Below are 8,475 nucleotides of genomic sequence, written 5' to 3' on the forward strand. Positions count from 1 at the left end.
GGGCTCGGTGCGGGGGGCGGCGTCACGGCGGGCGTCTCGACAGGGGCCGGGGACGTGACGGTCGGCTCGATCTTGGCCATGGGCTCTCCGCAGTTTGAAGGAAACGGGCGAGGCCGCGCCGGAACGCGGCCTCGCTTTCAGAGGTCGATCAGAGCAGCGCGCCCATGGCGACGGCGGTGTCGCTCATGCGGTTCGAGAAGCCCCATTCGTTGTCGTACCAGGACAGCACGCGCACGAACTTGTCGTCCATGACCTTGGTCTGGTCGAGGGCGAAGGTCGAGGAATGCGGATCGTGGTTGAAGTCGATCGAGACGTTCGGCTGGTCGGTGACGCCGAGGATGCCCTTCAGCGGGCCGCGCTTCGAGGCCTTGATGATGGCCTCGTTCACCTTCTCGACCGTGGTCTTGCGCTTCGAGATGAACTTGAAGTCGACGACCGAGACGTTCGGGGTGGGAACGCGGATCGAGGTGCCGTCGAGACGGCCCTTGAGCTCGGGGATGACGAGGCCGATCGCCTTGGCGGCACCGGTCGAGGTCGGGATCATCGACATGGCGGCGGCGCGGGCGCGGTAGAGATCCTTGTGCATCGTGTCCAGCGTCGGCTGGTCGCCGGTATAGGCGTGGATCGTGGTCATGAAGCCCTTGTCGATGCCGACGGCGTCATGGAGCACGCGCACGACGGGGGCGAGGCAGTTCGTCGTGCAGGAGGCGTTCGAGACGATCAGGTGGTCCTTGGTCAGCTCGTGCTGGTTGACGCCGAAGACGACGGTCAGGTCGGCGCCGTCGCAGGGAGCCGAGACCAGGACGCGCTTGGCGCCGGCGGCGAGATGGGCGGCGGCCTTCTCCTTGGTGGTGAAGAGGCCGGTGCATTCCAGCGCGATGTCGACGCCGAGCGCCTTGTGCGGCAGCTCCTTCGGGTCGCGGATGGCGGTGACCTTGATCGGGCCGCGGCCGACATCGATCGTGTCGCCGGAGACGGTCACCGTGCCGGGGAAGCGGCCATGGACGGAGTCGAAGCGGAAGAGATGGGCGTTGGTCTCGACCGGGCCGAGATCGTTGATCGCCACGACCTCGATGTCCTTGCGCTTCGACTCGATGATCGCGCGCAGAACGTTGCGCCCGATGCGGCCGAAGCCGTTGATCGCTACCTTCACCGTCATGTCTTCCTCTCCTTCGCCGAGCGTCCGGCGTGAGCCGTCGCTATCCACGCGGGCAATTCGGCCAAAGCATGGCCGAATGCAAGACTTGTCTCGGGAAACTCAGCCCGGTGGCCTGAAAATCAGGCGTTATGCTTCTTCATCGCGGCATCGGCGACGGCTTCCGCCGTGATGCCGAAATGCTTGTAGACGTCCTTGTAGGGGCCGCTGGCGCCGAAGGAGTGCATGCCGACGAAACCGCCGTCATGGCCGATCACCGCATCCCAGCCGAAGCGGACGCCGGCCTCGACCGCGATCTTGATCGGGGCGGAGCCGATGATCGCAGCCTGCGTCGCCTCGTCCTGCGCCAGCAGGAGCTCGAGCGAGGGCACCGAGACGACGCGCGCGCGCACGCCCTTTTCCGCCAGCAGCTTGCGCGCGGCGACCGCGAGCTCGACCTCGGAGCCGGAGGCGAAGAGCGAGACCTGGGCCTTGCCGCCCTCGGCCGCCAGCAATTCATAGGCGCCAGCCGCCGAGCGGTTCTTCGCCGAGGCGTCGGTGCGCAGCTGCGGCAGGTTCTGGCGCGTGAGGGCCAGAACCGTCGGGCCATCCGTGCGCTCCAGCGCGATCTGCCAGGCCTCCGCCGTTTCGATCGTATCGGCCGGGCGGAAGACGCGCATGTTCGGCATGGCGCGCAACGAGGCGATCTGCTCGACCGGCTGGTGGGTCGGGCCGTCCTCGCCGAGGCCGATCGAGTCATGCGTCATGACGTAGATCACCGGAACGCCCATCAGCGCGGCAAGCCGCATCGACGGGCGGGCATAGTCGGCAAAGACCAGGAAGGTGCCGCCAGCGGTGCGGAAGCCGCCATGCAGGGTGATGCCGTTCATCGCGGCGGCCATGCCGTGCTCGCGGATGCCGTAGCGGACGTAGCGGCCCTTCGGGGTCTTCGGGGTGAAGTCCTCCGCCGCCTTGGTGCGGGTGTTGTTCGACGGCGTCAGGTCGGCCGAGCCCATCACCAGCTCCGGCATCACCGGGATGATGGCTTCGAGCGCGAGCTCCGAGGCCTTGCGGGTGGCCACAGCCTGCGGCGCGGCGATCAGCGCCTTCTTATGGGCGAGGATCGCCTTGTCGAGCTTGGCTGGCACGATATGCGCCAGACGGCGCTCGAACTCGCCGCGCTTGCGCTCGGAGAGCAGGCCGAAACGGCTCCTCCAGCTGGCGTGGGCATTTGCGCCGGCCTTGCCGGCCGCGCGCCAGGTCTTCAGCACATCGGCCGGGACCTCGAAGGCGCCGCCGGTGATGCCGAGCGCCTTCTTGGCGGCGGCAAGCTCCTCGGCGCCGAGCGGCTCGCCATGAGCCTTGGAGGTGCCGGCCTTCTTCGGCGCGCCGAAGCCGATCACGGTCTTGCAGGCGATCATGGTCGGCTTGTTCGACTTCTGGGCGCGGCGGATCGCGGCCTCGATCGCGTCGGGATCATGGCCGTCGACGCGCTCGGAGCGCCAGCCGCAGGCCTTGAAGCGCGCGACCTGGTCGACATTGTCGGTGATGGTCAGCGGGCCGTCGATCGAGATGCCGTTATCGTCCCAGAACACGATCAGCTTGTTGAGCTTCTGATGGCCAGCGAGCGCGATCGCCTCCTGGCTGATGCCTTCCATCAGGTCGCCGTCGGATGCCAGCACATAGGTATGGTGGTCGACGACCTTCTTGCCGAACTCGGCGGCGAGCATGCGCTCGGCCATCGCCATGCCGACGGCGGTGGCGAGGCCCTGGCCGAGCGGGCCGGTGGTGGTCTCGACGCCGGCGGTCTCGAAATTCTCGGGGTGGCCGGGAGTCCGGGAGCCGAGCTGGCGGAACTTCTCGAGGTCGGCGAGCTCCATGCCGGGCGTGCCGGTGAGATAGAGCAGGGCGTAGAGCAGCATCGAGCCGTGGCCGGCGGAGAGCACGAAGCGGTCACGATCCGGCCAGCGCGGATCGGCGGCGTCGTATTTCATCACGCGGGTGAACAACACGGTCGCGACGTCGGCGGCGCCCATCGGCAGGCCGGGATGGCCGGACTTGGCCTTCTCGACGCCGTCCATCGCCAAGCCGCGGATGGCATTGGCGAGCTTGTCGTGCTGGGCGCGGTCGATGGTGGTCATGGTGATCTCGTGGCTCCGTCTGGCGGGCGGGGCGGTCCGGCCCGACCCCGCGCGAGGCGGGCAGGACGGTCCGACAAAGGCAAGCGCAGATGACTTCGAAAGGACGGCTGGATTAGGCCCGGCGCTCGCCTTGAGTCAATTCGCGGCGGGCGGTTTCGTGCCTCGGAAGGCGCGGCGCAGGGTCGTTTCCGCAAGCTTTGCCTCAGCGCATGTGGACAAGCCCTTGGCAATCGCAGGTTTCCTGCGGCCGGGATTCACGTTTCCCACGCTTCTGCTGTAAATTCAGGCACGAATCGCGTGAGCCGGCTTCGATCTGAAAGGAGAGCGATGGTGGCGAGCCTGATGCTGGACAATGCGCTGGCGCGCCTCGATGCGGCGCTGGGGCAGTTGGAAGCGGCGGCACGGCGAAGGGTCGAGGCCGAGCGCGGCCGGGCCAATCTCGAGACCGAGCTGGCGCTGATGCAGGACGACCGGGCGCGGCTGGCGGCCGAGCTCGACGGGACGATGGCCCGGCTCGGCCATGTCGAGGCGGCGGCTGGTGACGTCGACCAGCGCCTGATGCGGGCGATGAACGTGATCGGCGCGGTTATCGAGCGGGTGCAAGCCCAGCAGCCGGCGGAGGTCGAGGCCGAGGAGACGGAGTGATCTGTCCCGCATGGGAGGTCACGGGAAGGAGAGGCGATGCCGCAAGTCAACGTCACGATCGCCGGCAAGGCCTATCGGATGGCCTGCGGGGAGGGCGAGGAAGCGCATCTGGAAGAGCTCGCGCGCTTCTATGACGGCAAGATCGGCGAGATGCGGGAGGCCTTCGGCGAGATCGGAGACATGCGCCTGCATGTCATGGCGGCGCTGATGGTGGCCGACGAGATGTCCGAGCTGAGACAGCGGCTCGCCAAGCTGGAATCCGATCTGGCGGCGACGCAGGGCGATGCCGGCGCGGCCGACCAGCGACTCAGCGAGGTCGAGGACCGGGCCGCGGAAGCCCTTGTCGGCGCGGCCGAACGGATCGAGGGCGTGGCACGGAGCCTGATCCCGACGCCGGTGGGGTGAGGTTTCGTTTCAACTCGTTATCCGCTGCGTCATTCCGGACAAGCCGCGAAGCGGCGCCAATCCGGAATCCATCATGAGGCGATGCGCTCTGTGATGGATTCCGGGCCAAGCCCGGAATGACAGCGTGCTGTAGCGATCTGCAATGAAAAAGCCCCGGACGTTGCCGTCCGGGGCTTCGTGTTTTCAGAGGGGCGCGGCGCTCAGACGCCGGGGGCGCCGCCGGCGCCGTCCAGGACCGTCACGGCGCGGCGGTTCTGCGACCAGCAGGAGATGTCGTTGCAGACCGCGACCGGGCGCTCCTTGCCGTAGGAGATGGTGCGGATGCGGTTGGCCTGGATGCCGCGCGAGGCGAGGTAGTCGCGCACGGTCTGGGCACGGCGGGCGCCGAGCGAGTAGTTGTATTCGCGGGTGCCGCGCTCGTCGGCGTGACCCTCGACGACGAAGCTGTAGCGCGGATAACGCTGCAGCCAGGAAGCCTGCTTGTCGAGGGTTGCGGTCGCGGTCGAGGTCAGGTCGGTGGAGTCGGTCTCGAAGAAGACGCGGTCGCCGACATTGACGACGAAGTCCTGCGCGCTGCCGGGCGTGGCGGCGCCGCCGGCGCCGAAGCCCGACGCATCCGCGTTCTGGTTGTTGTTGGCACAGGCGCCGAGTGCGAGCGTGGCTGCGAGGGCGGCGGCGAAGCGGACGGTGCGGCCGCCGGCGAGGAGGGTGGTCAACATGGCTGAACTCCGGGCGATCGAAATCATATGGCGGCGCGCTTCAGGACAGCGTTGCCTCGCTGCCATCAATGAAGCGTCAACCTAAACGAGACCTTGCCAGATCAAGGCGAAGTGGCGGCATTGCGGCGTATGGTTAACCAAATGTGGCGAAGGGCCATTTGCGGGCTTGGCTGTAACACGGGAGACACAACTTTCCCGCGCGGGCCTGGGCTGAGATCCCGGCCTCAAGACGCGGGGCTTGTGAAACGAGTTTGCAAATCGGGGCACCGATTGCAGCGCATTTTTCCTCCGGATGGCGATATCGTCGGGCGAGACGCCGGCCCGATGCTTGCTTCGTTTTCCGTTTTCGCTCGACTGGAGATTGCGATGGCCCATTCCCTCAAGCCCGGCGTTTCGAGCACGGCGCCTGCGCGGGGCCCGAACCAACCCGATCTCGACTCGGAGGTGGTGTGGGAGGCCCGCCGGGATCTCGCCGCGACGTTCCGGATGGCGGCGCGCTATGGCTTCGAGGAGGGCATCTGCAACCATTTCTCGGCGCTGGTGCCGGGCTATGACGACCTGTTCATCGTCAACCCCTATGGCTGGGCCTTTCGGGAGCTGACCGCCTCGAAGCTGCTGATCTGCGACTTCCACGGCAACGTCGTCTCGGGCGAGGGCCAGCCGGAGGCGACCGCCTTCTACATCCATGCCCGGATCCACAAGAACCTTCCGCGCGCCAAGGTCGCCTTCCACACCCATATGCCCTATGCGACGGCACTCTCGATGACGGAGGGCGAGCCGCTGATCTTCGCCGGTCAGACGGCGCTCAAGTTCTACGGCCGCACGGCGGTCGACCGGGATTATAACGGCCTTGCCCTCGACGAGAGCGAGGGCGATCGCATCGCCGCCGCAGTTGGCGACGCCGATATCGTCTTCATGAAGCATCACGGCGTCATGGTGCTCGGACCGACGATCGCCGAAGCCTGGGACGATCTCTATTATCTGGAGCGCGCCTGCGAGGTGCAGGCGCTGGCGCTCTCGACGGGGCGGGAGGTTCTGCCGGTCAAGCCCGAGATCGCCGAGGCCGCCTATCGCCAGATGCGCGAGGGCGATCCGGAATCGGCGCGCCTGCACCTGGCCTCGATCCGCCGGCAGCTCGATGCCGAGGAGCCGATCTACCGCGACTGAGCGACCGACTCCACACAAGCAAAAGCCGCCCGGCGCAGGTCGGGCGGCGCGTTCGTCCTCGCCGATGCTCGTCTCAGCGCGCCGGGCCGCTCAGCAGCGGCGACCAGGTCGGGTCGGAGGCATAGGCCGGAGTCGGCACCGGCACTTCGACGCGGCCGGTGATGTCGACCATGTAGAGCTTGCCGCCGGTCTCGCCGCCGGGGTCGCGGAAAAACATCAGGTACTGGCCGTTCGGCGCCCAGTTCGGCGCCTCGTTGTGGAAGCCTTCCGTCAGGATACGCTCGCCCGAGCCGTCGGGCCGCATCACGCCGATGGCGAAGCCGTTAGGGCTCTGCCGGGTGAAGGCGATGAGGTCTCCGCGCGGCGACCAGGTGGGCTGCGAATAGCGGCCCTGGCCGAAGGAGATGCGCTGGCCCTCGCCGCCGCCGGCCGGCATCACATAGAGCTGCTGCGAGCCGCCGCGGTCGCTCTCGAAGACGATCTTGGAACCGTCGGGCGCATAGGAGGGCGAGGTGTCGATCGCCGCCGTCGAGGTCAGCCGCGTCGTCGAGCGCGAGGCGATGTCGATGGCGTAGAGATTGGCGTTGCCGCCCTGCTGCAGCGAGAGCGCGATGCGCTGGCCGTTCGGCGCGAAGCGCGGGCTCGAGGTCATGTCGGGGAAGTTGCCGACGATCTGTCGCTGGCCGGTCTCGATGTTGAGCACCTGCACGCGCGGCTGCTCGCCATGGCGCTGCGACATGAAGGTCACATCCTGCCCGACTGGCGAATAGCGGGGGGTCACGACCGAGACGTCGCCATTGGTCAGGTAGCGCACATTGGCGCCGTCCTGATCCATGATGGCGAGGCGCTTGCGGCGGTTCTCCTTGGTGCCGGATTCATCGACGAAGACGATGCGGGTGTCGAAGAAGCCGCCGAGCCCGGTGATCTTCGAAAAGATCGCGTCCGAGATGATGTGGCCGACGCGGCGGCTGTTGCTCGGATCGGTGAAATATTGCTGGCCGTCGGTCTGCGTGCCCGTGCCGACGTCCCAGAGGCGGAATTCGGCGCGGATGCGGCCGGCCTCGCGGGCGACGCGGCCGGTGACCAGCGCCTGCACGCCGGCGGCCTGCCAGGCCTGGAATTGCGGGGCAGTGTCGAAGGGCGGGTTCTTCTCGGGGAAGCGGCCCTTGTCGACGGGCAGGAAATAGCCGCAGCGCTTCAGATTGTTGGTGATGACGCTGGAGACGAGAACGCCGCCCTCGCCGGCGAAATCCGCGATCGCGATCGGCATCGGCTGGAAGGTGCCGCCGCGCAGGTCGATGACGAGCTCGGCTCTCGCCGCCGCGGGCACGAGCAGGCTCGCGCCGGCCATGGCGAGGAGGCCGCGGCGCGTCGGGGCCGAAGCGAGGAAGGGGAGGGGAGTGCGGTCGATCAGGGTCACAGTACGTCCCTTGCGTCGAAATTGACGACGACGTCACGCCAGTCGTCATAATAGGCGGCAAATTGAGCCGGAATGCGCAAAGGCGCGCAGCGGCGGGTCGCGGTCAATGCCGAGCTGGCCGCGACCTGGAAGAGCGGATCGGCAGACCGGTTGATCACCCCGGGCTCGGCGGCGAGCGAGCCGTCGGTGTTCAGTTTCATGCGCACCGTCGGCACGACATTGGCGTTGCCATGCGCGTTGGCAAGCGCGATCGGCACGTTCCAGCACTTCAGCAACTGATCCTGGATGATGCCGATGAGCTGTGCCTTGAGCGAGGGGCTGAGCTTCTGCGAGGAGCCGGTCTGGGTGCCGAGCGAGGCGGTGCGGTTGACCTGCGGCGCCGAGGAGCCGGTGGACTGCGCCTTTTCCTTCGACTGCAGCAGCCGCTCGATATCGGTGGCGTTGAAGTTCTTGGCGATCTGCGCCTCTTTCTTCGCCTTGGCCTCGGCCTCCTGCTTGGCCTTCGCCTCGGCGGCGAGCTTGGCCTTCGCGGCCGCCTCCGCCTTAGCCTTCGCGGCGGCCTCGGCCTGTTCCTTGGCGGCCTTGTCGGCTTCGGCCTTGGCGAGCGCGTCGGCCTTGGCCTTCGCGTCTGCCTTGGCTTTCGCCTGCTGGGCGTCAGCCTCGGCCTTCGCCTTGGCGGCGGCCTTCGCCTGTTCCTCGGCCTGCTTGGCCTTGGAGGCGATTTCGGCGTCTTCGGCGAGCTTGGCCAGCTCCTGGCGCTTCTGCTCGGCCTCCTGCGCGGCGGCGGCCTCCGATTTCTGCGGCGGCTTGACGGGCTCGGGCGGCTTCGCCTCGGGCTTGGGC

Annotated in this window: 8 protein-coding genes; 3 read left to right on the forward strand and 5 right to left on the reverse strand. The window is 67.6% G+C overall.

Annotated elements, in window-relative coordinates; translation table 11 throughout:
* Positions 1-148 precede the first annotated feature (148 nt).
* Positions 149-1,159 carry a type I glyceraldehyde-3-phosphate dehydrogenase gene (gap, locus tag IED13_RS28190; protein ID WP_038359654.1) on the reverse strand — a complete coding sequence of 337 codons (1,011 nt, stop codon included), beginning with the start codon at positions 1,157-1,159 and terminating at the stop codon, positions 149-151.
* Between the two features lie 119 nt (positions 1,160-1,278).
* A complete protein-coding gene (tkt, locus tag IED13_RS28195; RefSeq protein WP_191126103.1) occupies positions 1,279-3,276 on the reverse strand; it encodes a transketolase in 1,998 nt (665 codons plus the stop codon).
* Between the two features lie 330 nt (positions 3,277-3,606).
* On the opposite strand from tkt, the gene IED13_RS28200 reads away from it, so the two are divergent.
* Positions 3,607-3,921, forward strand: a complete 315-nt coding sequence (locus tag IED13_RS28200) for a DUF4164 family protein (protein WP_318652320.1) — start codon at positions 3,607-3,609, stop codon at positions 3,919-3,921.
* Between the two features lie 36 nt (positions 3,922-3,957).
* Positions 3,958-4,326 (forward strand): cell division protein ZapA, encoded by a 369-nt coding sequence (locus IED13_RS28205; RefSeq protein ID WP_038359650.1) that lies wholly within the window; start codon positions 3,958-3,960, stop codon positions 4,324-4,326.
* Positions 4,327-4,526: 200 nt separating this feature from the next.
* Here IED13_RS28205 and pal read toward each other — a convergent pair whose 3' ends face one another.
* Entirely contained in the window at positions 4,527-5,045 is a 519-nt protein-coding gene (gene pal / locus IED13_RS28210; protein WP_112764491.1) for a peptidoglycan-associated lipoprotein Pal, read from the reverse strand.
* Between the two features lie 366 nt (positions 5,046-5,411).
* On the opposite strand from pal, the gene IED13_RS28215 reads away from it, so the two are divergent.
* Positions 5,412-6,212, forward strand: a complete 801-nt coding sequence (locus IED13_RS28215) for an aldolase (protein WP_038359648.1) — start codon at positions 5,412-5,414, stop codon at positions 6,210-6,212.
* A gap of 73 nt (positions 6,213-6,285) precedes the next feature.
* Here IED13_RS28215 and tolB read toward each other — a convergent pair whose 3' ends face one another.
* Complete coding sequence (gene tolB / locus IED13_RS28220; protein WP_112764499.1) at positions 6,286-7,563, reverse strand: Tol-Pal system beta propeller repeat protein TolB; 1,278 nt, start codon at positions 7,561-7,563, stop codon at positions 6,286-6,288.
* Positions 7,564-7,628: 65 nt separating this feature from the next.
* A partial coding sequence (tolA, locus tag IED13_RS28225; protein WP_191126104.1) for a cell envelope integrity protein TolA occupies positions 7,629-8,475 on the reverse strand: 847 nt, incomplete at its 5' end.

The sequence above is a fragment of the Allobosea spartocytisi genome (genome assembly GCF_014764685.1).
GTDB lineage: Bacteria > Pseudomonadota > Alphaproteobacteria > Rhizobiales > Beijerinckiaceae > Allobosea > Allobosea spartocytisi.

Excerpts from the sequence above, each read along its gene's own strand:
- gap (WP_038359654.1), bottom strand. The coding sequence starts at position 1,159 with ATGACGGTGAAGGTAGCGATCAACGGCTTCGGCCGCATCGGGCGCAAC.
- pal (WP_112764491.1), bottom strand. The coding sequence starts at position 5,045 with ATGTTGACCACCCTCCTCGCCGGCGGCCGCACCGTCCGCTTCGCCGCC.
- tolB (WP_112764499.1), bottom strand. The coding sequence starts at position 7,563 with ATGGCCGGCGCGAGCCTGCTCGTGCCCGCGGCGGCGAGAGCCGAGCTC.
- IED13_RS28205 (WP_038359650.1), top strand. The coding sequence starts at position 3,958 with ATGCCGCAAGTCAACGTCACGATCGCCGGCAAGGCCTATCGGATGGCC.
- IED13_RS28215 (WP_038359648.1), top strand. The coding sequence starts at position 5,412 with ATGGCCCATTCCCTCAAGCCCGGCGTTTCGAGCACGGCGCCTGCGCGG.
- tkt (WP_191126103.1), bottom strand. The coding sequence starts at position 3,276 with ATGACCACCATCGACCGCGCCCAGCACGACAAGCTCGCCAATGCCATC.